The organism is Ramlibacter ginsenosidimutans (assembly GCF_016654015.1).
Classification (GTDB): Bacteria; Pseudomonadota; Gammaproteobacteria; order Burkholderiales; family Burkholderiaceae_C; genus Ramlibacter; species Ramlibacter ginsenosidimutans.
On sequence record NZ_JAEPWM010000001.1, the window covers coordinates 256,181 to 279,024 of the forward strand.

Below are 22,844 nucleotides of genomic sequence, written 5' to 3' on the forward strand. Positions count from 1 at the left end.
TCAGCGGTACCGCTGCTCCAGCGCGTCCCACTCCGGCTTGCCCACCAGCCGCTGCCGCTCCGCGAACGGTGCGACCAGGGTCGGGTCTTCATCGACCCGCTTCGTGTCGCGCAGCACCGTGAGCACGCGGCTCATGCCCGCCAGCGCCCCTTGCAACGCCGCGTTCGCATAGAGGACGAACGCGAACCCGGACGACGCGAGTTCGTCCGCGCCGAAGATCGGCGTCTTGCCGCCGATCACCATGTTCATCAGCTGCGGCTTCGCCAGGCGCTGCGGCAGCGCACGCACTTCCTCCGGCCGCGTCACCGCTTCGACGAACAGCACATCGGCGCCGGCCTCGGCCATCTTCTGCGCGCGCTCGATCGCGGCCTCGAAGCCATGGGTGGCGCAGGCGTCGGTGCGCGCCAGGATCATCAGGTCGGCGTCACGACGCGTGTCGACCGCCGCCTTGATCTTGCTGACCGCCTCCTCGGTGGAGATCACCTCCTTGCCGCTGAAGTGGCCGCAGCGCTTGGGCGCCACCTGGTCCTCGAACTGGATGCAGTCCGCGCCCGCGCGCTCCAGGGTGCGCACCGTGTGCACGACGTTCAAGGCATTGCCGAAGCCGGTGTCGGCATCGACGATCAGGGGCAGGTCCACCGCGTCGCGGATGCGCGCGGTGTGGTCCGCGATCTCCGCGAGGCCCATGAAGCCCTGGTCCGGCATGCCGAACCACATGTTGGTGACCCCGGCGCCGGTGACGTAGATGGCCTCGAAGCCCGTGTCGGCGATGACGCGGGCCGACAGCGCGTTGAACGCGCCGGGCACGATCACGCCGCGGCGGGCTTCGGCCAGCGCGCGCAGCTGCTTGCGCGGGCTAGTCGACGGCATCACTCGTCCTTCATGCCGGTGGCCTTGACCACCTTGCCGAGGCGCGCATGTTCTTCCTCGGTGAACTTGATGAAGGAAGCGCGCGTGCCGCCGATGGGCTCGATGCCCAGGCCACGCAGCTTCTCGACCACCGCCGGGTCCTTCATCGCCTTGTCGACGGCGGCTGCCATCTTGTCCTGGATGTCCACGGGCGTTCCCGCGGGCGCGTGCACGCCGGCCCAGTGGGCGATGTTCACTTCCTTGAAGCCCTGCTCGATGGCGGTGGGCAGGCTCGGGTAAGCAGGGATGCGCCTGGTCCACGTCGTGGCCAGCGCCTTGAGCTTGCCCCCCTTGATCTGCGGCAGCACGACGATGCTCGCTTCCGAGGTCGCGTCGACCTGGTTGCCCAGCACGGCGGCCACGCCTTCGTTGCCGCTCTTGTAGGGCACGATGTCCAGCTTGGCGCCGTACTCGCTGGTGAGCATGCCCGCGACGAAGTGCGGCGTGCTGCCGACACCCGCGGTGCTCCAGTGCAGGCCCTGGCCCTTCTTCGAGGCCTCGACGAATTCCTTCAGGTCCTTGTACGGCGAATTGGCCGGCACGATGATCACCGACGGCGCCAGGCCGATCATGGCCACCGGCACGAGGTCGCTGTCCTTGTACGTCACCTTGCGGATCATGCTGTTCGACACCACGCCTGCGGAGCTGATCAGGAAGGTGTAGCCGTCCGGAGCGGCCTTCGCGACGATGTCGGTGCCGACGATGGTGCCGGCGCCCGGCTTGTTGTCCACCACGATCGGCTGGCCCAGCACCTTGGACGCGCCTTCGGCGGCCGCGCGTGCCAGCAGGTCGTTCGCGCCACCGGGACCGAAGGGGACCACGAAGTGAATGGGGCGCGACGGCCACGCATCGGCGGCATTGGCCGCGAAGGAGGCGAGGGAGAGGAGCGAGGCGGCGCAGAGGAGCGTGGTGCGGCGGGTGTAATGCATATGGGTTCGTGCGGGCCCTACGGCCTGTTGCTCAGGAGAAGAGAGTCCGGGATTTTCGCACGACGCATGTCGAAGGCTGGCGGTGAACGCCGGCCCAGCTCACGCCTTGGGCACCGCGCCCTTCTTCACCGGCGCGGCGAGGAAGTCGAAGTCGACGCCCTTGTCTGCCTGCGTCACCGTTTCCAGGAACAGCTTGCGGTAACCGCGCTCGGCACGCGGTTCGTGCACCGGCTGCTCCTGCGCACGGCGCGCGAGTTCCGCGTCGGACACGAGCAAGGCGATCTCGCGCTTGCTCACGGACAAGCGGATGCGATCGCCATTGCGCACGTGCGCCAGCGGGCCGCCAATGGCGGATTCCGGCGTCACGTGCAGCACGATCGTGCCGAACGCCGTGCCGCTCATGCGGCCATCCGAGATGCGCACCATGTCCTTCACGCCTTGCCGCGCGAGCTTGCGCGGCAGCGGGATGTAGCCGGCTTCCGGCATGCCGGGCGCGCCCTTGGGGCCGATGTTCTTCAGCACCAGGATGTCCTCCCGCTGCACGTCGAGGTCGTCGCTGTCGATGCGGTCCGCGAGGTCCTGCAGCCCCTCGAACACGACCGCCCGGCCTTCATGCTCCATCAGCTTGGGATCGGCCGCCGACTGCTTGATGATCGCGCCCCCCGGTGCGAGGTTGCCGCGCAGCACCGCGATGCCGCCTTCCCGGTAGATGGGGTTGGTGCGCGGTCGCACGACGTCCTGCTTGAACGGTGGCGCGGCGCGCTCCAGTTCCTCGCCCAGGGTGCGGCCAGTGACCGTCAAGGCATCGAGGTGCAGCAAGGGCTTGAGCTCCCGCAGCAGCGTGGCCATGCCGCCCGCCGCGTGGAAGTGCTCCATGTAGTGCTGGCCGGAGGGCTTCAGGTCCACCAGCACCGGCGTTTCGCGGCCCATGCGGTCCAGCGCCTGCAGGTCGACCTCCAGGCCCATGCGGCCCGCGATCGCCGTGATGTGCACGATGGCATTGGTCGAGCCGCCGATCGCGAGCAGCACGCGCATCGCGTTCTCGAAAGCCTTCTCTGTCAGCACCTTGTCGATCGTGAGCCGCGACCTGGCGATCTCCACGGCGACGGTGCCCGTGTGCTCCGCCACGCGCATGCGGTCCGACGTGACCGCGGGCGGCGTCGCGCCGCCCGGCACCGTCATTCCCAGCGCCTCGGCGACACACGCCATCGTGCTCGCGGTCCCCATCACCGAGCAGGTGCCCACGCTGGGCACCAGCTGGTTGTTGACGTCGTTGATTTCCTGCTCGTCGATCTCGTCGGCCCGGAACTTCGCCCAGTAGCGGCGGCAGTCGGTGCAGGCCCCGACGACTTCGCCGCGATGCGTGCCGGTGAGCATGGATCCCGTGATCAGCTGCACCGCCGGCAAGCCCGCCGACGCGGCTCCCATGAGCTGGGCCGGCACGGTCTTGTCGCAGCCGCCGATCAGCACCACCGCATCCATCGGCTGGGCCCGCAGCATCTCCTCGGTGTCCATGGACATGAGGTTGCGCAGGTACATGCTGGTGGGCGCCGCGAAACTCTCGCCGATGGAAATCGTCGGGAACTTCACCGGCAGGCCTCCGGCGAGCATGATGCCGCGCTGCACCGCCTCGATCAGCTGCGGCATGTTGCCATGGCACGGGTTGTAGCCGCTGCCGGTGTCGGCGATACCGATCACCGGCCGGTCGAGGGCGTGGTCGGTGAGTCCCGCGCCCTTGATGAACGCCTTGCGCAGGAACAGGGAGAAACCGGCATCACCGTAGTTGGTGAGGCCCTTGCGCATGCCGCTCGGATCCTTGGAGTCGCTCATTGCTTCATTCCTCGGCCTTCACGCCGGTCTCGTCGATCACTTTCGCCCACTTGGCCACTTCGGCCTTCAGCCGCACCGAAGCTTCGGCGGGCGTCTGCGGCGGCAGGGCGTACACGCCCTGGCTGAGGAATTGCTCCTTCGCCACCGGGTCCTGCATGATTTTGCCGATTTCGGCATTGAGGCGCGCCAGCACTTCGGGCGGCGTGCCCGCCGGCGCCATGACGCCGAACGTGGACACGACCTCGAAGTCCTTCCAGCCTGATTCGTTCACGGTCGGCACGTCCGGCAGCATCGAGATGCGTTGCGGGGTGGTCACCGCCAGCGCGCGCACCTTGCCTGCACGAATCTGCTGCAGAGCCGCCGGCACCGTCTCGGCGGCCATCAGCACCTGGCCGCCGACCAGGTCCATCATCGCGGGGCCGCTGCCCTTGTAGGGCACGTGGATCATGTCCGCGCCGCTTTGCAGCCGGAACATCTCCACCGCCATGCGCTGCGGCGCGCCGGCACCGGACGATGCGTACGTCAGCTTGTTCGGGTTGGCCTTGGCAAAGCTCACCAGTTGCTGGAAGCTGGTGGCGGGCACCGAGGGATGGACGATGAACACCAGCGGCACGTAGCCCACCACCTGGATGGCCGTGAGGTCCTTCTGCAGGTCGTAGCTGATCCTGCCGCGCTCCAGCCGCGCCATCGTCGAATGCGAGGTCATGGCCGCCATCAGCAGCGTGTAGCCATCGGGCCTGGACTTCGCGACCACGTCGGCGCCGATGTTGCCGCCGGCGCCACCGCGGTTGTCGACCACCACCTGCTGGCCGAGCGCCGTGGACAGGCGCTGCGCGACGATGCGCCCGATCACGTCGGTCGCGCCGCCGGGCGGATACGGCACCACCAGCCTGAGTGGCTTGTCGGGCCAGGCGGCCAACGCGGCGGCGGGCAGCAGCGCGGCAGCGCAAAGCGCGGCGAGAAGGCCGCGGCGGAACAGGGTGGGCATGCTTGTCTCCTTGTATTCTCTGGGAATGCTCCAGCTGCGAGTGTGCGCAGGACGCCACGGCGGGGGAACACGCTTGCGCTATCTTCAGACGCAAAATACTTTGCGTTCCCACCCTCCACAATCCCGCGCCATGACCGCATCCACTCCACGCATCCAGGGCGTCCTGTCGCCCGTCCTGACGCCGTTCAACGCCGACTACAGTCCCGACGCCGACCGCTTCATCCGGCATTGCCGCTGGCTGCTGGACCAGGAAGTGGGGCTCGCGATCTTCGGCACCAACTCCGAAGCCAACTCGATGTCCGTGGTGGAGAAGCGGCGCCTGTTCGACGCGCTGCTGGAAGCCGGCCTGCCGCCCTCGCGCATGATGCCGGGCACCGGGTGCTGCGCCATCTCCGATTCGATCGAGCTCACCCGGCGCGCGGTGCAAGCGGGCGTGGGCGGCGTGCTCATGCTGCCGCCCTTCTACTACAAGGGCGTGAGCGAGGAAGGCCTGTACCGCAACTTCGCGACGATCATCGATGCGGTCGCCGACGAGCGCCTGCGCATCTACCTGTACCACATTCCGCCGGTGTCGAACACGCCGATCCCGCGCGGCGTGGTCGCGCGGCTGCTGAAGTCCTATCCGGGCATCGTGGCCGGCATGAAGGACAGCGGCGGTGACTGGAACCACACCAAGGCGATGATCGAGGAGTTCGGGCCGCAGGGCTTCGACGTGTTCGCGGGCAGCGAGAACTTCCTGCTGGCCGACCTGCGCGCCGGCGGTCCCGGCTGCATCACGGCGACCGCCAACGTGAATCCGACGGCGATCATGCGCCTGTACAAGACCTGGAAGCAGGCGGATGCGGACCAGCAGCAGAAGGACCTCGACGGCACGCGCGCGGCGTTCGCGCAGTTCCCGATGATTCCCGCGATGAAGGCGGCCATCGCATGGAAGACCGGCCGCGAAGACTGGATCCACGTGCGCCCGCCGCTGGTGAACCTGGACGCGCAACAGCGCCAGGGCCTGCAGGCGGCGCTGGACAAGGTGGGGTTCACGATGCCGAACGCGGGGGCGTTGGCGTAAGGCGTGCTGGGGTTCGCTGCGCTCACCACCAGCCTACGGGGTGAGCGCGAATTTCGACGTAGGCTGGCGGTGAGCCGCAGGCGAACCCCAGCTCCTAACTCACCACCCCGATATTCCACGGCACGAACTCGTGGTCGCCGAGACCGAGGAGTTCGCTCTTGCTGCGCTCGCCCGAAGCGATCTTCAGCGTCAGCCGGAAGATCTCTTCGGCCGTTTCCGCCATCGTCCTGGTGCCGTCCAGGATCTCGCCGCAGTTGTAGTCCATGTCCTCGGTGAGCCGCGAGTACATGGGCGTGTTGGTGGCCAGCTTGATCGAGGGCACCGGCTTGGCGCCGAACATCGAGCCGCGGCCGGTCGTGAACAGGATCATGTTCGCGCCGCCGGCGATCTGGCCGGTCGCGGAGCACGGGTCGAAGCCCGGCGTGTCCATGAAGACGAAGCCGTTCTGCTTGACCGGCTCGGCGTAGCGATAGACCTCCATCAGGCCCGTGGTGCCGCCTTTCATGGAGGAGCCCAGCGACTTTTCGAAGATGTTCGCGAGGCCGCCCACCTGGTTGCCCGGGCTCACGGCGCCGTTGATCTGCACGTCGCGGCCGGGGGAGTATTCCTCCTTCCACCAGCGGATCCGGTCGATCAGCTTCTTGCCGACGGACTCGTTCACTGCACGACGTGTGAGCGTGTGCTCCACGCCATAGATCTCCGGGGTCTCCGACAGGATCGCCGTGCCGCCGTGGCGCACGAGGATGTCCATCGCTGCGCCCAGCGCAGGATTGGCGGTGATCGACGAGAACCCATCGGACCCGCCGCATTGCAGGCCCACCTTGAGGTGCTTCGCCGACACGGGCACGCGCGCCACGTCGTTGGCACGCGGCAGCATCTTCTTCACCGCCTCGACTGCGGCTTCCACGGTCTTGCGCGTGCCGCCCGACTCCTGCATCACGAAGGTCGCCAGGCGCGGGTTGGCTTCGAGCTTCTCCTGCGCGAGCAGGCCGGAGAGCTGGTTGCGCTCGCAGCCCAGCCCGATGATCAGCACGCCGGCGAAGTTGGGGTGCTTCGCGTAGCCGCCGATGGTCCGGCGCAGCAGGTCCATGGGCTCGCCGCTCATTTCCATGCCGCAGCCCAGGCCATGCGTGAGGCCGACGACGCCATCGATGTGGGGAAAGGCCGCCAGCCGCTCCTCCGTGAACCACTCCGCCACCTTGTGCACGACGGTCGCCGAGCAGTTCACGGTGGACAGGATGCCGATGTAGTTGCGCGTGCCGACCTGGCCGTCCGGGCGCACGTAGCCCATGAACGTGGCCTGCTCGCTGTCGGGAAGCACCGGGGTGGCCACGTACTCGCTTGCGTACGCGTAGTCACGATCGAACTCGCGGAAGCTCACGTTGTGCGAGTGCACGTAGGTGCCCGGTGCGATGTCCACGGCCGCGAAGCCGATGCACACGTTGTACTTCAGGATCGCCTCGCCCGCCTTGATCGCGCGCGCGGCGATCTTGTGGCCCGCGGGCACCTGGCTGCGGCTGGTGAAGCCTTCGCTGGGCACCGGCGTGCCGATGCCCACGTCCACCCGCGCCACCACGACGTTGTCGTTGGGGTGCAGGCGGATGATGGGTCCGTGCACCTTCTTGCCTGATAGTTCGATCATGCGGGCGCAATCACTCGACGGAGATGTGGGCGGCCTTGATCAGCTTGGCCATGCGGGGCACCTGCTCCTTCATCAGCTCGGAGAACTGCTGGCTGGTGCTGGCCACGATCGTGAAGCCCTGGTCCGTCACCTTGCCGGAAAGCTCCTTCGACTTCAGCGCCGCGATCGCCTCGCTCTCGAGCTTCTGCACGACGGGCGCCGGCGTGCCGGCCGGGGCGAACAGGCCGTACCAGGTCAGCACTTCGAAATCGGGCAGCTTCGCGGCTTCGGCGATGGTGGGCACATCCGGAAAGGCGGGGTGGCGCTTGAGGCCGGTCTGCGCGATGGCGCGCAGCTTGCCGGATTGCACGTAGGGCTGGATCGCGGGCACGTTGGAGAAGATGACGGGCACCTGGCCGCCGACGGCGTCGGTGAGAGCGGGCGCTTCGCCCTTGTACGGGACGTGCGTCATGTCTATGCCCAGCTCCGTCTTGAACAGCTCGCCCGCCACGTGCTGCGGACCGCCGGCGCCGGCAGAGGCGTACGAAAGTTTCCCCTTCTTCGCCAGTGCGATCAGCTCCTGCATGTTCCTGGCCGGCACGCTGGGGTGCACGGCCAGGATCATGGGCATGGAGACCAGCATGCTGATGGGGGTGAAATCCTTGACCGGGTCGAACTGCAGCTTGGGATAGATGTTGGGGGCCACCAGCATCGTCGACTGCGAGCCGAGGAAGATGGTGTAGCCGTCGGCGGCCGACCTGGCCACGTAGGTGGCGGCGATGGTGCCCGTGGCACCCGGCTTGTCGTCCACCAGGAAGGACTGGCCCGTCTGTGCTCCCATCTGGGTGCCCACCATGCGGGCGATGATGTCGGCGCCGCCGCCGGCGGCAAAGCCCACGGCGATCTTCACCGGCTTGTCCGGGTAGCCGGCCGCGCGGGCGGGCAGGATGGCGGCGGCCAGGGTGGCGGCGGTGGCGCCCAGGGCGGCGCGGCGGGTGACGGTCATCTTGTCTCCTTCGGATTGTGCGCGCGCATGATGGCGCACCCGGCGGCGTCCGGAACCAAGCGCCGCCACATTCATTCGATAATGTTCTTTTGCTCCGGATGGACACCGAGTTCCTGCAAAGCTTCGTGATGGTGATCGACTGCGGCTCGATGGCCGAGGCTGCGCGTCGCCTGGACCTCACGCCCGCTGCCGTCGCAGCGCGGGTGAAGTCGCTCGAAGAAGCGATGGGGACGGCGCTCGTGAAGCGGGCGGGCCGCACCGTCAAGGCCACGGAGTCCGGCTTGCGCATCCTCACCCACGCGCGCGCCGTGCTGCGCGACGTGCGCAACCTGCAGGCCCTGGCCAACGACGACGCGCCGCTGGGCGAATGGCGCCTGGGCGTGTCCGCCTCCTCGCTCACGGGCCTGCTGCCGCCGCTGCTGCGCGGCCTGTACCGCAAGCACCCCAAGCTGGCCGTGTACATGGAGCCGGGCAACTCGGGGACGCTGTACCAGCGCGTGACCGCCGGCATGCTCGACGCCGCCATCATCGTGGAGCCCCAGTTCACGCTGCCCAAGTCCTGTGGATGGCAGGTGCTGGTGGAGGAACCCTTGTGCCTGCTGGCGCCCCGCGCGCTGGCCGGGCGCGATCCGCTGGACCTGCTCGCGAGCGAACCCTTCCTGCGCTATGACCGCAGCATGTGGGGCGGCCGGATGGCGGACGCATGGCTGCGCGAGCACCAGATCCAGCCGCAGGAACGCATCGAGATCGACGCGCTGAATGCGATCGCCGTGTTCGTGCACCATGGTCTCGGCGTGTCGCTGATCCCGGACTGGTCCCCGCCCTGGCCCGAGGGGCTCGACGTGGTCCGGCTGCCGCTGCCCGGGACGGCACCGGTGCGGCGCATGGGGCTGCTGTGGACCGAGGGGCCGAAAGCGGCGCTCGCCCGCGCGCTGCTCGCCGAGGCCGACGCGGCAACCCGCGCACCGGCCGTCAATCCAGCTTGATGTTCCCCGCCTTGATCACCTTCGCCCACTTCGCCACTTCGGACTTCTGGAAAGCGGCGAGTTCGGCGGGTGTCATTCCGCCCGGCTCGATGCCTTGCGCCACCAGCTTGGACTTCACTTCGGGATCGTTGATCGCCTTGATCATCTCCGCCGCGAGCCGGTCCACGATGGGCTTGGGCACGCCGGCGGGCGCGAAGACCGCCTGCCACGACGAGATGTCGAAGCCCGGCAGCACTTCGGAAATCGCCGGCACGTCCGGCAGGATCGACGATCGCCTGGCGGACGTGACGCCCAGCGCGCGGATCTTGCCGCCCTGGATCTGCGGCAGCGCCGGCGCCAGGTTCTCGAAGATGATGTCCGCGCCTTGCCCCGACAGCAGCGCATTGAGCGATTCGGCACTGCTCTTGTAGGGTACGTGCACCATCTTGCCGCCCGTCATCTGCTCGAAGAAGACGCCGGACAGGTGCTGCGAGGTACCGCTGCCCGAAGACGCGTAGTTGATCGAGCCGGGCTTGTTCTTCGCCGCGGCGATCACGTCCTGCACGGTCTTGTACGGGCTGTCCGCGCGCACCACCAGCACGTTGGGCATCGAGCCGATCATGGTGATCGGCGTGAAGTTCCTGACGGGGTCGTACGGCAGCCTGGAATACAGGCTCACGTTGATGGCGTGCGAGCTGATGGTGCCGCCCTGGATGGTGTAGCCGTCCGGCGGCGCCTTGGCTGTGAAGTCCGATCCCATCCCGCCGCCCGCGCCCGGCTTGTTCTCGATGACGAAAGTGGTACCCAGCGCTGCGCCCGCCTTCGGTGTCACCAGCCGGGCCAGTACATCGGTGGTGCCGCCTGCGCCGAACGGCACGACGTAAGTGATTGGTTTGCTTGGCCACTTATCCTGGGCTTGCGCCGCGACGGCGGCGAGCAACAGCGTGGCGATGGCGAGGCGTCTTTGCATGCGAGGGTCTCCTTTGTTGTTGCGCGATGCTAACGACGCAAGCCCCCGCAGTCAGTGCTGGTTAGCCCGTGTCGCGTTGCGCACGCAACACCGGCTCAGCGCTCTTCGTACGTTGACCACACGCGCCTAGCGCGCCTTCGGCCTCGGCCGCGGAGCGCCTGCCCCGAGCGACGCACGCCGTCGCATCGCCACCCAGCTTTCCCCGGTGTAGATCACCAGCGCCAGCCAGATCAACGCAAACCCGACGAGACGCGGCCCGGCGAACGGCTCGTGGAACAACCACACGCCGAGCGCCAGCTGGATCGTCGGGCCGATGTATTGCAGGACCCCCAGCGTGGTCATCGGGATGCGCCTGGCGCCCGCGGCAAACAGCAGCAGTGGCAGCGCGGTGAGCGGACCGCCCAACGCGAGCAGTGCCAGCAGCGTCGCGTCGCCGCCGAAGGCGCTGCCGGCGTGCGCCGTCCTCCAGGCGAGCAGGCCGATCGCGAGCGGTGCGAGCAGCAAGGTCTCCAGCGCAAGCCCTTCGAGGGCGCCGAGCGGCGCGGTCTTGCGCATCAGTCCGTAGACCCCGAAAGTCCCGGCCAGGACGAGCCCGACCCACGGCAGCGAGCCGGCGACGACGGCCAGCCACACCACGCCCGCTGCCGCGATCGCGAGGGCGCACCACTGCGCGCGGCGTGGCCGCTCTCCCAGCACGGAATAACCGAGCAGCACGTTCAGCAGCGGCGTGATGAAGTAGCCCAGGCTCGCATCCACGACGCGGCCGTGGTTCACCGCCCAGACGTAGACCAGCCAGTTGCCCGACAACAGCAGCGCGCTGAACGCGAAGATGGCCAGCGTGCGCGGACGGCGTACGACGTCGCGCAGCCACGACCAGCGGCGCAGCACGGACAGCAGCACCAGCACGAAGGCCAGGGACCACAGCGAGCGATGGAGCACGATGTCCACCGCGTCGACGGCGGACAGGAGATGGAAATACAGGGGGAACAGGCCCCACATCGCGTACGCGAGGGCCGCTTGCAGTACACCGGAAGACATGCGGCGATTGTCGCTGCTGGGCGAGGTGCGCCCGGCGCCTGGAACCCTTCGTGGCGCCGCGAAGGGGCTCAGGTCGCGTAGACCTTGCCCAGGTCCGCGAACGCTTTCACCTCGATCGGGTTGCCGCTCGGGTCGCGGAAGAACATCGTCGCCTGCTCGCCGGGCTCGCCCCGGAAACGCACGCTGGGCGGGATGACGAAGTCGACCTCCTGTCCCTTCAGGCGTTCTGCCAGGGCGGTCCAGTCGTCCATCGCCATCACCAGTCCCAGATGCGGCATCGGCACCATGTGCTCGCCGACGCGCCCGGTGTTCGACACCGGAAAGGGCTCGCCGAGATGCAGCGAGATCTGGTGACCGAAGAAGTCGAAGTCGACCCAGGTCTCCGTGCTGCGGCCTTCGCGGCAGCCGAGGACCTTGCCATAGAAGGCCCGCGATGCGTCCAGGTCACGGACGTGGTAGGCCAGGTGGAAACACGTTTGCATGGTGAGATCGTAGCCGGACGCGCGCATCGGCCCGCCACTGGCCCATGCGAGACGAGCGCACGAGCTTCCTGGTGATCACAGGCACGACGTACGGCAGCTAACGACCCGACGCCGTTTTCCGTCGGAAGTGCCGGGCCCCCTCTCGAAGTAGGGGCCCGCGGGGCTTCGTCCCTGCGACGATTCCGGCCGACCACCCTGCCGCTCCGACCGCCGCAGCGCGCCCGGCGCAGGCGGACGCCCATGAACCGCGACACCTCCCCGCTCGCCAAAGCCTGCGAGCCCCTCTCCCCGCCCGACCCGGCACCGCCCGTAGCGCGAGCGACGGACCTGCCCCTGGTGCATCCGGCCTACCTGCGACTGCTGCTCGCCGCCGCGAAGGCCGAAGGCATCGATCTCACCGCGCGCCTGGCCGCCCTGGGACTCGACGCGCAGGCCCTGCAGGAACGGGAGGAACCCGTGCCCCTGGTGGCTTGGCGCCACCTCTTGCGCGACCTGCAGGGGCCTTCGCGCTACGCGGGCCTGGCCGTGCGGGTGGGCTACAAGGTACCGATGCTGGCCCACGGCCCGCTCGCCTACCTGATGGCGTGTGCTCGCGACCTGCGCCAGGCGCTCGAGGCGCTGGTGCGATTCGCGCCGCTGCGGCTGGCCGTGCTCGAGTTCCGCCTGCGCGAGCACGCCCGGGGCCTCGACCTCCGCGCCGTGCCCCGCGTGGCGCTGGGCGACTGCGAGCGCTTCACGCTCGATTTCCTGTGGGCGATGCTGTGCCGCACGCTGGAAGACCTGTGCCGCGGCGCGACTCGCGTGGTGACGCTGCACCTTCCCGGACCGCGAGCCGACGTGGCGGCGGAGTGGGCGGAACTGGGAGTCGAAGTAGGGCGTAGCACCCACGCCGCCTTCCTGCAGTTTCCGCGCAAGCTGGCCGACACCGTGCTGCCCACCGCGTCAGCCAGCGAGTACCAGCGGGCGTGGCGCGCCTGCGAGGAGGCGGAGCGCGAGCAAGGCTGGGCCAAGTCGCTCTCGGCCCAGATCGAGCAGTTGTTCCGCACCGACTCGGCCGACAGCTATCACCTCGCGTGGGTCGCGTCGCGGCTCGGCATGTCCCGCCGCACCGTCATGCGAAAGCTGGACGCCGAGGGCACGCGATTCAGCACCCTCGTCGAAGCGAGTCGGCGGCAGCGCCTGCTGCGCCGGCTCGCGGAGCGGCAGCTCACGCTCGGCGAGATCGCGATCGACCTGGGCTACGCGGACGGCTCGGCTTTCCACCGCGCAGTCCGGCGCTGGTTCGGCGTCGGGCCGCAGGCGCTGCAGCGTTCGATCGCCGCGGGCATCCCGCAGCGCAGCCTGTCGCCAAAGGACAAGACGCCGGCACCCAAGGACTAGGGCCCTGAGGACTGGCGGCCGCACGATGCACCGGGCTGCGGGCCGGTGCGCGGGGCGCGCCGACAGCATCCCCCACATGGCCGTGCCCCTGCGCCTTGCAGGAGCCGAGGCCGACCACTGATGCATTCGGAGACTCGAACCATGAAGAGATTGGCAGTTTGGATGGGTTGCATGCTGCTCGCCCTCGGCGGCTGCGGCGGCGGACACGACGCGCCCACTGCGCCCCCGCAGCAGACCCCTCAAGGGGTCAGCGACACACCCAACGCGCTGTTCCAGGTCGGGGCCGCGGTCGTCGACATTTCGCCCACGACGGCAGTGACGGTCGGCGGCTATTCCGACCCGAGCAAGCAGGCGATCACGGTGACCAACGACCCGCTGCAGGTGCGCGCTTTCGTGGTCGCCAACGGCACCAGGGCGGTCGCCTTCGCCGTCGTCGACAGCACCGGCTGGTTCGCCGACTACCAGGGTTCCGAGGCGGGCTACGGCCAGGTGGGCGCCCGCGTCGACGCGGCGACGGCGCTCGCGGCCCACGGCTTCACGGTGGACCGCTCGGGCGTGATGGTCTCGACGACCCACTCGCACGCGACGCCGACGCTGGTCGGCATCTGGGGCAGCATGACCCCCGCCAACCGCGCCTACGTGAAGACGGTGCACGACGCGGTCGTGCGGGCCGTCGACCAGGCGGCGGCGAACCTGAAGACCTCGGAGCTGTGGACCGCCAACGGCGACATCAGCTCCATCATCTGGCAGAACGGCCAGGGCACCGACCACGTGGACGGCTTCACCGTGGACGCGCGCATGCCGGTTCTGTGGGCTCGGGACCCCCAGACGGGAGCCACCAACGCGCTGTACGTGAACATCCCGAACCACCCCGACGAGTTCCGCCCGTTCAACGGCAGCACCGTGCAGGGCTTCTCGGCGGACGTGCCGGGCTATGTGCGCAAGAACATGGACGACACCGTGGGCGGCATCGCCGTGGTGGGCTCCGGCACGCTGGGACGCCAGGAATCGCCCGGCACGAACGCCGATTACGCCGAGGTGTCGTACCAGGGCGAGTACGTGGCGAATGCGCTGCGCCTCGCGATGGCGAAGGCCGCGCCCCTGAAGAGCAACACGCTGGCCAGCGCCGAGACCCTCACGACGACGATCACCGTCGGCAACTCCCCGTACAACCAGGGCCTGCTTCGCCTGATGGCGGCCAACGGCGCGTACGGTGCGATCTGCCTGGACGCGAGCGGAAATCCCTCGACGAGCTCCAGCGCCAGCTGCTCCATCCCGCGCGCACTGGCGCAGCCCTGGTGCAACGGAGCGTGCAGCGGTTCGGGCGCGACCACGCTGGGCACCTACATCACGGCGCTGCGCATCGGCCCGCTGATGTACGTGAGCAACCCGGGCGAGGCGTTCGCCGAAGTCAACGACGCGATCCGCGCCGGTGTCGTCGACGCGCAGTCCGTCAACGTGGTCGGGCTGGCGGGCGACTTCCTCGGCTACGCATGGAACCCGAGCGACTACACGGTCACGCAGTTCGGCTCCAGCGACTTCGCCAAGTACAACGTCGGCCCGGACCTCGCGCAGAAGATCGCCGATGCCGGCTACGCCAACGCGGCGACCCTGGGCTTCCAGGTGCAGTCCGCCGCCGTTCCCGTGCACGCGCCCGCAGACACCTCGGTCGCCGTGCTTCCGGGCATCCAGTTCTACCCCACGCGAATCGCGACGACTCCGGGCACCAGCATCAGCTTCTACGGCTCGACCGCGCAGCCCCAGGTCAACTACAACCAGCCGAACGACGTGCTGAGCGCACTCGCCTGGGACTTCGGCGACGGCACCGCGCCGGTCGCCTCCAACAGCCAGGATCGGCTGACGCACGCCTACGGCGCGCCCGGTACGTACAACGTGAAGGCCACTGTCACGGACAGCACGACCGGCAAGACGCGTTCCTGGAAGCAGACGCTGACGATCCTGCCGCCGCTCGCGCTGACGATCTCGGTCGCGACGGCAGCGGATCCGAACTACAACAAGCTGACCGTGAGCGCCAACGGCGGCCAGGGCACGCTGCTGGCGGCGCGCTGGACCTGCCCGGGCGGCGCCACGCCGGTCGGCCTGAGCGTCACCTGCCGCAAGGTCGTGGGCGCGTCGACGGTGAGCGTGCAGGCCTCGGACGGGGCGGGCACCACGGCCACGGGGCAGCAGGCCCTGCCCTAGTCGCGATGCGATGAAGCGGGGACGGCGCAGGCCGGCTTCGCGGACCGGCCGGTCGGGCCGGCCGTGCAATCGTTCGTCAGGCGGCCCGCGCTCTGCTCTCCCGGAGCGCGAGCGCCGCCCAGACAAACGCCACCGCAAGCACGCCGTAGAGCGCAACCACGCCCCAGAGCAGAGGACTGCCAAGTCCTCGCGCCGCGGCCCATGCAGTGACCAGCGCCCCGATGGTCTCGGACACGACATGGCCCCACACCACCGCGCGCGGGGTGCTGTCGGAAGGATGCGGATCAGCGCTGCGGGCGATCCAGCCTACCAGGTTGTAGCCAATGAGCTCCACTCCGAAAAGACGTGCAAGGAGCAAGCCGGTGTCATCCGTGTTCAGCCCGTACAGCTGCAAGAGCGGTGCGGGCGCCAGCAGGAGCCCGAGACCGAAGATCAGGCCGATGACGGCGCTGACAGTGAGCAGCACTCGAATCTTCTGGCGCATGTTTCAGGCCTGCCCGGTTAGGCGGAAGGTGGACGAGGGATGCGCATTTTAGGGCATGGATTTCCGATCCAGGCCCCCGTTCGACGCGAGTGGCGCCCGGCCGCGTCCCTTCACTTTTGCGCCGCCGGCGTATCCCCCGATCCCAGGTCCCAGTAGAGCCCGGTCATCACCTCCAGCCCTTCGCGCAGCAGCTCGGGCGGCAGGTGCTCGTTGGGCGCATGCTGCGAACAGCCCGCGTACGAATGCGGGACCCAGATGGTGCGCAGGCCGAGCAGGTCGGTGAAGATGTCATTGGGCAGCGAGCCGCCCAGGTTCGGCAGGATCGCGGGCTTCTTGCCGGTGGTGCGCGCGAGCGAAGCGACGGCCCATTGCACCCACGCGTCGTCGGGGTCGATCCGGGTGGCGTTGAAGAAGGTCTCGCGCGTCGTGGCGATCTGCACCATGCCGAAGCCGTGCCGATCCAGATGGCGACGCAGCGCCGGCAGCACCTGCTCCGGATCGACGCCGACCACGAAGCGCAGCTGGCAGCGCGCCCAGGCGCGCGGCGGGATCGCGTTCACCGGCGTGTCGGGGTTGCCGGTCTTGAACGCCAGCACTTCGAAGCTGCTCCAGCCGAACACACGCTCGGCGGGCGAGAGCCCCGGCTCGCCCCACCACGCCTCGATCTCCGGGCCGTCCGTGCCGCCATCCACTTCGCAATCGGCGAGCACGCGACGGACCGACGCGGGCAGTTCCGCCGGCACCCATTCGGGGATGCGGATCTGGCCGGTGGGCGACACGATGGATGCGATCGCGTGCGCCAGCTGGATGCCCGGATTCGAGATCAGGCCGCCCCAGTTGCCGGAGTGATGGCCACCCGCGCGCGCCTCGATCGTCAGGTCGAAGTTCATGCTGCCGCGCGAGCCGAGGAAGACCGTCGGCCGCTCGGCACGCAGGCGCGGACCGTCGGAGGCGATCAGCAGGTCGGCCTGCATCGCGTCGCGGTGCTCGGTGCACAGCTCGCGCAGACCCGGCGAGCCGGTCTCCTCGCCCATCTCGACCAGGAACTTCGCATTGAATCCCAGCTTGCCGCGCGTGGCGATCACGTGCCGCATGGCTTCCATGTTGACCGTGTGCTGCCCCTTGTTGTCGGCGATGCCGCGGCCGTACCAGCGGCCCTCGCGCTCCTTCAGCTGCCAGGGCGACAGGCCCTCCTGCCATTCGCGGTCCAGCCCGCGGATCACGTCGCCGTGGCCGTAGCCGAACACGGTGGTCGCATCGGGCGCCTCGATGCGCTCGGCCAGCAGGAACGGCGCCTTCGCGTTCGCGTGTTCGAGAATGCGGCAGGTAAACCCCATCGCCTCGAACGCAGGCCCGACCTCCTGCTCGAGGTACTGGCGCAGCACCGGGCCGCGCTCGGGGTTCTGGCTCTCGGTGGGAAGCGCCACGCGGCGCGCCAGCAGTTCGCGGAACTCACCGGTATCGAAGCTGTTGCGGGCGTGGGCGATGGCGGCGTCGCGGCTGTTCATGGCGTCCTTTGCAGGGGAGATACAAGATTGCATGCGACCTGCGCGGTCCCCGTCTCTACCAGGGCGGGCAGCTCGTGCTCGCAGGCGGCGTGGCGGCGCGGGCAGCGCGGGTGGAAGGCGCAGCCGGCGGGCGGGTGCAGCGGATCGGGAAACGCGAGGCCCAGGCCGGTGTCCGGCAGGCCCAGGCTGGGGTCGGGCGTCAGCACCGAAGACAGCAGCGCCTGCGTGTAGGGATGCTGCGGCTTGGCGAACAGCGTGCGCGTGTCGGCGAACTCCACCACGCGACCGAGGTACATGACGGCGACCTGCGTCGCGATGTGTTCCACCACCGCCAGGTTGTGGCTGATGACGACGTACGTGAGGCGGAACTCGTCGCGCAGGTCCAGCAGCAGGTTGAGGATTTGCGCCTGCACGGAAACGTCCAGCGCCGAGGTCGGCTCGTCGCACACGACGATCTCCGGCTTCATCACCAGCGCGCGCGCGATCGCCACGCGCTGCCGCTGGCCGCCGGAAAGCTGTCCCGGCGTGAGGTCCGCATACCGCCCGGGCAGGCCCACGCGTTCGAGCATCTCGAGCGCCTGCGCACGCCGTTGCGCCCGGGTGCCGATGCCGTGCACCTCCAGCGGAAAGGCGACGATCGCGCCGATGGTGCGGCGCGGATTGAGCGAGGAATACGGGTCCTGGAACACCGGCTGGATGCGCCGCGCCAGCGCCTTGCGGTCCATCGCCGCGACGTCCTGGCCCTCCAGGAAGATGCTGCCCGCCGTCGGCGGCGTCAGCCCGAGCAGCATGCGCGCGAGCGTCGACTTGCCGCAGCCGGATTCGCCGACGATGCCCAGCACGCTGCCGCGCTCCACCGCGATGTCCACTCCGTTGACGGCATGCAGCAGCTGGTGCGGGCGGAACGGCCCCGCCTTGACGCTGAACGTGCGTTGCAGCCCCTCCCCGCGCAGCAAGGCAGTCATGCGGCCACCGCCTCCAGGTCGACGATGCAGCGCCAGCGGCGTCCCGCGCCCTCGTCGCGCAACGGGATCGGCTGGCTGCACTCGGCGCGCGCATGGGGGCAACGCTCGCGGAAGGCGCAGCCGCGCAGTTCGCCCGCGAGCGAGGGCACGACGCCCGGGATGCTGCCCAGCCGGCTGCCCGGGGCGGTGCGGCCCGGCACCGGGATGCAATCGAGCAGCCCGCGCGTGTACGGGTGGCGGGGCCGCGCGAAGATCTCAGCTGCCGTGCCCTCCTCCACCACCTGGCCGGCGTACATCACGGCGACGCGATCGGCGATGCGTGCCACGACGCCGAGATCGTGCGTGATCAGCACCATGGCAATCCCGAGTTCCTTCTGCAGGTCCGCCAGCAGCCGCAGGATCTGCGCCTGGATGGTGACGTCCAGCGCCGTGCTGGGCTCGTCGGCGACCAGCAGTTCGGGCGCGCACATCAGCGCCATCGCGATCATCACGCGCTGGCGCAACCCGCCGGAGAGCTGGTGCGGATACTGCTGCAACCGGTCGCCGGCCGCGGCGATACCCACCTTCTGCAGCAGTTCGATGGCGCGCTCGCGCGCCTGCGCGCCGCTCGCGCCGCGGTGGTGCCGGTAGTGCTCCATCAGCTGCTCGCCGATCGTGTAGGCGGGATTGAGCGCGGTCATCGGCTCCTGGAACACCATGGCGAGGCGGTCGCCGCGCAGGGCATTCATGCGCTGCTCGCCGAGCTTGGTGAGGTCCTCGCCGAGGAAGCTCATGGCGCGCGCGCGCCTGTGCGTCGCGCGCGGCAACAGGCCCATGATGGCCAGCGACGTCATCGACTTGCCGCAGCCGGACTCGCCCACGATGCACAGGGTCTCGCCGCGGCGCACCTGGAACGACACGTCGCGCACCGGGTGCACCACGCCCGACGCCGTGCGGATGTCCACGTGCAGTCCCTGCACGTCGAGGACGACGGGCGACTCAGCTGCGCTCATTCGGCATGAACACCTGGTGCAGGCCGTCGCCGGCCAGGTTGATGGAGAAGATCAGCAGCGCCAGCGCGGCGCCGGGCAGCGCAATGAGCCAGAAGGAGAAGAACATGTAGGCCTTGGCTTCGGAGATCATCAGGCCCCACGAGGGCAGCGGCGGCTGCACGCCGAGGCCCAGGAACGACAGCGAAGCCTCCAGCAGGATGGCGCTGGCCGCTTCGAGCGAGGCCACCACGATCAGGTGCGGCAGCACGTTGGGCAGCACTTCGCCGAGGATGATGCGCAGCGTCGACGCCCCGGCTGCCTGCGCGGCGGCGACGTATTCGAGCGAGCGCACCTGCTGTGTCGCGCTGCGCATGACGACGGCGAAGCGGTCCCACTTCAGCAGGCCCAGCACGAGGATCACGACCCACAGCGACGTGCCGACCAGGGCCACGGTCGCCAGTGCCACCAGGATCACCGGCATCGCGAGGCGCGTCGTGACGATGAAGGACACGGCCATGTCGGTGCGCCCGCCGAAGTACCCGGCCGCGAGGCCCATGGTGGTGCCGATCACGCCGGAGAGCAACGCGACGCTCGCGCCGATCAGCAGGGAAATGCGCCCGCCATAGATCAGGCGCGAGAGATAGTCGCGCCCGAGCGGATCGGTACCGAGCAGGTGGGCCCACGTGCCGTGCGCGTACCAGACCGGCGGCACCGTGCGGTGGCCGAGGTCCTGCACGTAGGGATCGTAGGGAGCGAACATGGGCGCGAACGCCGCCAGCACGACGATCGCCAGCAGCAGGCCGCCGCCGATCATCAGCGCCTTGTTGGCGCGCAGCCGGCGCAGCGTGGTGGGCGGTGCCGGCGCGAGGACGACCTCGGGCAGTTCGGCGACGGCGGGCAAGCGGGCCGACATCACGCGACCCGGATGCGCGGATCGAGCCACGCGTTGGCGATGTCGGCCGCGAGCGTCAGCGCGACGTAGATGACGGACAGCAGCAGCACGATCACCTGCATCACCGGGAAGTCCTTGTTGCTGATGCTCTGGTACGCGAGGTAGCCCAGGCCGTCCAGCGCGAAGATGGCCTCCACGACCACCGAGCCTCCGAGCAGGAAGCCGAGCTGCACGGCGGACAGGGCCACCACGGGCACGATCGCGTTGCGCAGCGCATGCTTGAAGATCACGGTGCGTGCCGGCAGGCCCTTGGCGCGCGCAGTGCGGATGTAGTCCGCATCCAGCACCTCGATCATGCCGGCGCGGATCAGGCGCATGAACGCCGGCGCCGCGTAGTAGCCGAGCGCCAGCGCCGGCATCACGAAGTGCTGCCACGTGCCGCTGCCGGACACCGGCAGCAGGTGCCACGTGATCGAGAACAGCATGATCAGCAGCAGCGCGAAGAAGAAGTTGGGCAGCGCCTGGCCCAGCACCGCGACACCCAGGCACAGTCGGTCGATCCAGCTGTGGCGATGGAGCGCGGCGAGCACGCCGAGCGGCACCGAGATCAGAAGCGCCACGCCTATCGACGCCGCACCCAGGATCAGCGTCGTCGGCAGCTTGTCGGCGATCAGGGGCGCAACGTCGGTCTTGAAGTACACCGACGTTCCCAGCTGCCCGTGCAGCAGGTTCAGCAACCAGTCGGCGTACTGCACCGGGATCGGCCGGTCGAAGCCGTAGGTATGCCGGATCAGGGCGATGTCGGCGGCACGCGCGCCCTCTCCGGCCAGCGCCACGGCGGGATCGCCGGACACGAACACCAGCAGGTACGCGACGAACGACACCGTCAGCGCCACCAGCACGGCCAGCGCCAGGCGCCTGGCGATATAGAACAGCATCAGCCGTCCTCCCGCGTTACTTCCAGCTCATCTCCCAGAAGCGCGGCACTTCGTCCGAATAGGCCCGGAACTTCAGGTCCTTGCTCGCCACGTAGTACACGGGCAGGGTCCACAGCGGCACCGCGTAGGCCTTCTCGGCGATGATCTCCAGCGCCTTGCGGTAGTACTCGGTGCGGGCCTTGGTGTCGACCGTGTGGTCGCCCTTGTCCAGGAGCTCCTTGACCTGCGGATCGTGCGAGAGATCGTCGGCGCCGCCGCCGAAGTACACCGGCGTCGACGCGGACGCGTCGTTGACCAGGTTGGAGCCCCAGGTCCAGTGCACCAGGGCCGCCTTGTTGGCGCGCTCCTGGTCACGCATGGCGGCGTACTGCATGAAGTTCAGCTTCGCCCGGATGCCGACCGCCTGCAGGTAGTTGATGATCGCCTCGGTCTGGTCGCGCTCGCGGTAGGCGTGGATGGGGATCTCGAAGCCGTTGGGGTAGCCCGCTTCGGCCAGCAGCTTCTTCGCCAGTGCCGGATCGTACTTGTAGACCGGCACCCCCTCGTGCGTGCAGCCCACCTGCGACGGCGTGCAGATGGTGGACAGCAGCTCGCCACCGCCCACGATGTTCTTCAGGATGGACTCGCGGTCGATCGCGTGCTCGATGGCCTTGCGCACGCGCACGTCCTTCAGTTGCGGCGCCGGCGTGCCGTCGCGCGTGTTCATCTGCAGGAACACGATGCGCATGGTGTTGCCACTGACCACCTGCAGGTCGGGCACGGCCTGCAGCTTCTCGGCCTGGTCCTTCGGCACGTTCATGATCAGGTCTTCGCCGCCGGACATCACTTCGGCCATCCGCGTCTGGCCGTCGGGGATGAATCGGATGCGGACCTTGCTGATCTTCGCCGCCGGGCGCGGAGAATCCTTGAAGTAGCCGTCGAACTTCTCCAGCGTGATCGACTTGCCGGGAATGTTCTCCACCACCTTGTACGGGCCCGAGCCGACCGGCTTGGCATTCATGCCCTTGGGGCCGACTTCCTTGTAGTACTTGGCGGGGTAGATCGGCAGGGTGGTCGCCAGGTAGTCCTTGGCGGCGGGGAACGGCTCCTTGCTGATGACGCGGACCTTGTACTTGTCGACCTTCTCCACTTTCTGGATCCAGCGGACGTTCTCCTGCGTCACCGCCTTGTTGGCGGGGTCGGCCACGTAGTTCAGCGTGTAGACCACCGAGTCGGCGTCGAAGTCCTCCCCGTTCTGGAACTTGACGCCCTGGCGCAGCTCGAATTCGAGCGTGCGGTCGTCGACCTGCTTCCAGCTCTTGGCCAGCTGGCCCTTGTATTCATGGGTGACGGGATCGCGATAGAGCAGCGTGTCCCACACCGTCTGGCCCAGGATCACGCCGATGCGGACGTTGTTGTAGTAGACGTCGACGTTTTCCGGTGCCTGGTCGTAGGCCATCTCCAGCGTGTCGGTCTTCTTGCCGGCCCAGGCCGGCGCGGACGCCACGACCACTGCCGCGGCCGTTGCGGCCACCGCGAACTTGAGGACTCCCTGCATGCGCTGCTCCTGCATCACTCTCAACGAAGCGAGGAGGATACCGAAGGACACGGGCGCATCGAGAGCCTGCTAACCCTTAGACGAAAGGGATCGCGGCGCCGGCAGTACCCAGAATGGCCTCGCCGGGCGTCGAAAGTGGAGGGATCGTCCGCAGGCGTGCCCGGCC

20 protein-coding genes are annotated in these 22,844 nt (G+C 68.7%); 4 read left to right on the top strand and 16 right to left on the bottom strand.

Features of this window, described 5'->3' with window-relative positions:
• The 4 genes from JJB11_RS01310 to JJB11_RS01325 form a co-directional block, all read right to left on the bottom strand.
• Complete coding sequence (locus tag JJB11_RS01310) at positions 1 to 870, bottom strand: isocitrate lyase/PEP mutase family protein (RefSeq protein ID WP_201166098.1); 870 nt, start codon at positions 868 to 870, stop codon at positions 1 to 3.
• Positions 870 to 1,838, bottom strand: a complete 969-nt coding sequence (locus JJB11_RS01315; protein WP_201166099.1) for a tripartite tricarboxylate transporter substrate binding protein — start codon at positions 1,836 to 1,838, stop codon at positions 870 to 872. Before JJB11_RS01315 ends, JJB11_RS01310 begins: the two co-directional genes overlap by 1 nt.
• A gap of 99 nt (positions 1,839 to 1,937) precedes the next feature.
• The gene (locus JJB11_RS01320; RefSeq protein WP_201166100.1) at positions 1,938 to 3,668 is read right to left on the bottom strand and encodes an IlvD/Edd family dehydratase; all 1,731 of its coding nucleotides are present in this window, start codon (positions 3,666 to 3,668) and stop codon (positions 1,938 to 1,940) included.
• A gap of 4 nt (positions 3,669 to 3,672) precedes the next feature.
• Positions 3,673 to 4,656 carry a tripartite tricarboxylate transporter substrate binding protein gene (locus JJB11_RS01325; RefSeq protein WP_201166101.1) on the bottom strand — a complete coding sequence of 328 codons (984 nt, stop codon included), beginning with the start codon at positions 4,654 to 4,656 and terminating at the stop codon, positions 3,673 to 3,675.
• 130 nt (positions 4,657 to 4,786) lie between these two features.
• Between JJB11_RS01325 and JJB11_RS01330 the strand changes: the two genes are divergently transcribed.
• On the top strand, positions 4,787 to 5,719 hold the full coding sequence (locus JJB11_RS01330) for a dihydrodipicolinate synthase family protein (RefSeq protein WP_201166102.1): 933 nt from the start codon (positions 4,787 to 4,789) through the stop codon (positions 5,717 to 5,719).
• Between the two features lie 94 nt (positions 5,720 to 5,813).
• On the opposite strand, the gene JJB11_RS01335 is transcribed toward JJB11_RS01330, so the two are convergent.
• Together JJB11_RS01335 and JJB11_RS01340 are read right to left on the bottom strand one after the other, a co-directional pair.
• Positions 5,814 to 7,361 carry a UxaA family hydrolase gene (locus JJB11_RS01335; protein WP_201166103.1) on the bottom strand — a complete coding sequence of 516 codons (1,548 nt, stop codon included), beginning with the start codon at positions 7,359 to 7,361 and terminating at the stop codon, positions 5,814 to 5,816.
• Between the two features lie 10 nt (positions 7,362 to 7,371).
• Positions 7,372 to 8,346, bottom strand: coding sequence for a tripartite tricarboxylate transporter substrate binding protein (locus JJB11_RS01340; protein ID WP_201166104.1), 975 nt, complete (start codon positions 8,344 to 8,346; stop codon positions 7,372 to 7,374).
• Positions 8,347 to 8,444: 98 nt separating this feature from the next.
• Between JJB11_RS01340 and JJB11_RS01345 the strand changes: the two genes are divergently transcribed.
• Positions 8,445 to 9,332 carry a LysR substrate-binding domain-containing protein gene (locus JJB11_RS01345; protein WP_201166105.1) on the top strand — a complete coding sequence of 296 codons (888 nt, stop codon included), beginning with the start codon at positions 8,445 to 8,447 and terminating at the stop codon, positions 9,330 to 9,332.
• Here the strand turns inward: JJB11_RS01345 and JJB11_RS01350 are convergent.
• From JJB11_RS01350 to JJB11_RS01360, 3 genes are all read right to left on the bottom strand, one after another.
• Complete coding sequence (locus tag JJB11_RS01350; RefSeq protein WP_201166106.1) at positions 9,319 to 10,281, bottom strand: Bug family tripartite tricarboxylate transporter substrate binding protein; 963 nt, start codon at positions 10,279 to 10,281, stop codon at positions 9,319 to 9,321. The two genes, JJB11_RS01345 and JJB11_RS01350, sit on opposite strands and share 14 nt — an antisense overlap.
• 126 nt (positions 10,282 to 10,407) lie before the next feature.
• Entirely contained in the window at positions 10,408 to 11,319 is a 912-nt protein-coding gene (gene rarD, locus JJB11_RS01355) for an EamA family transporter RarD (protein WP_201166107.1), read from the bottom strand.
• A gap of 68 nt (positions 11,320 to 11,387) precedes the next feature.
• Entirely contained in the window at positions 11,388 to 11,801 is a 414-nt protein-coding gene (locus JJB11_RS01360) for a VOC family protein (protein WP_201166108.1), read from the bottom strand.
• Between the two features lie 240 nt (positions 11,802 to 12,041).
• On the opposite strand from JJB11_RS01360, the gene JJB11_RS01365 reads away from it, so the two are divergent.
• The gene (locus tag JJB11_RS01365; RefSeq protein WP_201166109.1) at positions 12,042 to 13,181 is read left to right on the top strand and encodes an AraC family transcriptional regulator; all 1,140 of its coding nucleotides are present in this window, start codon (positions 12,042 to 12,044) and stop codon (positions 13,179 to 13,181) included.
• A 171-nt stretch (positions 13,182 to 13,352) separates the two neighbouring features.
• Entirely contained in the window at positions 13,353 to 15,383 is a 2,031-nt protein-coding gene (locus tag JJB11_RS01370) for a PKD domain-containing protein (RefSeq protein WP_201166110.1), read from the top strand.
• A 76-nt stretch (positions 15,384 to 15,459) separates the two neighbouring features.
• Here the strand turns inward: JJB11_RS01370 and JJB11_RS01375 are convergent, their stop codons facing one another.
• The 7 genes from JJB11_RS01375 to JJB11_RS01405 all read right to left on the bottom strand — a co-directional run bounded on the left by JJB11_RS01375 (position 15,460) and on the right by JJB11_RS01405 (position 22,678).
• Positions 15,460 to 15,867, bottom strand: a complete 408-nt coding sequence (locus JJB11_RS01375; RefSeq protein ID WP_201166111.1) for a hypothetical protein — start codon at positions 15,865 to 15,867, stop codon at positions 15,460 to 15,462.
• A gap of 110 nt (positions 15,868 to 15,977) precedes the next feature.
• Positions 15,978 to 17,375, bottom strand: coding sequence for a M20 family metallopeptidase (locus tag JJB11_RS01380; RefSeq protein WP_201166112.1), 1,398 nt, complete (start codon positions 17,373 to 17,375; stop codon positions 15,978 to 15,980).
• Complete coding sequence (locus JJB11_RS01385; RefSeq protein ID WP_201166113.1) at positions 17,372 to 18,340, bottom strand: ABC transporter ATP-binding protein; 969 nt, start codon at positions 18,338 to 18,340, stop codon at positions 17,372 to 17,374. Before JJB11_RS01385 ends, JJB11_RS01380 begins: the two co-directional genes overlap by 4 nt.
• On the bottom strand, positions 18,337 to 19,332 hold the full coding sequence (locus tag JJB11_RS01390) for an ABC transporter ATP-binding protein (RefSeq protein WP_201166114.1): 996 nt from the start codon (positions 19,330 to 19,332) through the stop codon (positions 18,337 to 18,339). Before JJB11_RS01390 ends, JJB11_RS01385 begins: the two co-directional genes overlap by 4 nt.
• A complete protein-coding gene (locus tag JJB11_RS01395) occupies positions 19,319 to 20,224 on the bottom strand; it encodes an ABC transporter permease (RefSeq protein ID WP_201166115.1) in 906 nt (301 codons plus the stop codon). Before JJB11_RS01395 ends, JJB11_RS01390 begins: the two co-directional genes overlap by 14 nt.
• Positions 20,224 to 21,141, bottom strand: coding sequence for an ABC transporter permease (locus JJB11_RS01400; RefSeq protein ID WP_201166116.1), 918 nt, complete (start codon positions 21,139 to 21,141; stop codon positions 20,224 to 20,226). The genes JJB11_RS01395 and JJB11_RS01400 overlap by 1 nt, the downstream gene beginning before the upstream one ends.
• A gap of 16 nt (positions 21,142 to 21,157) precedes the next feature.
• Positions 21,158 to 22,678: an ABC transporter substrate-binding protein gene (locus tag JJB11_RS01405; protein WP_201964536.1), complete on the bottom strand. Its 1,521-nt coding sequence runs from the start codon at positions 22,676 to 22,678 to the stop codon at positions 21,158 to 21,160.
• Positions 22,679 to 22,844: the final 166 nt, after the last annotated feature.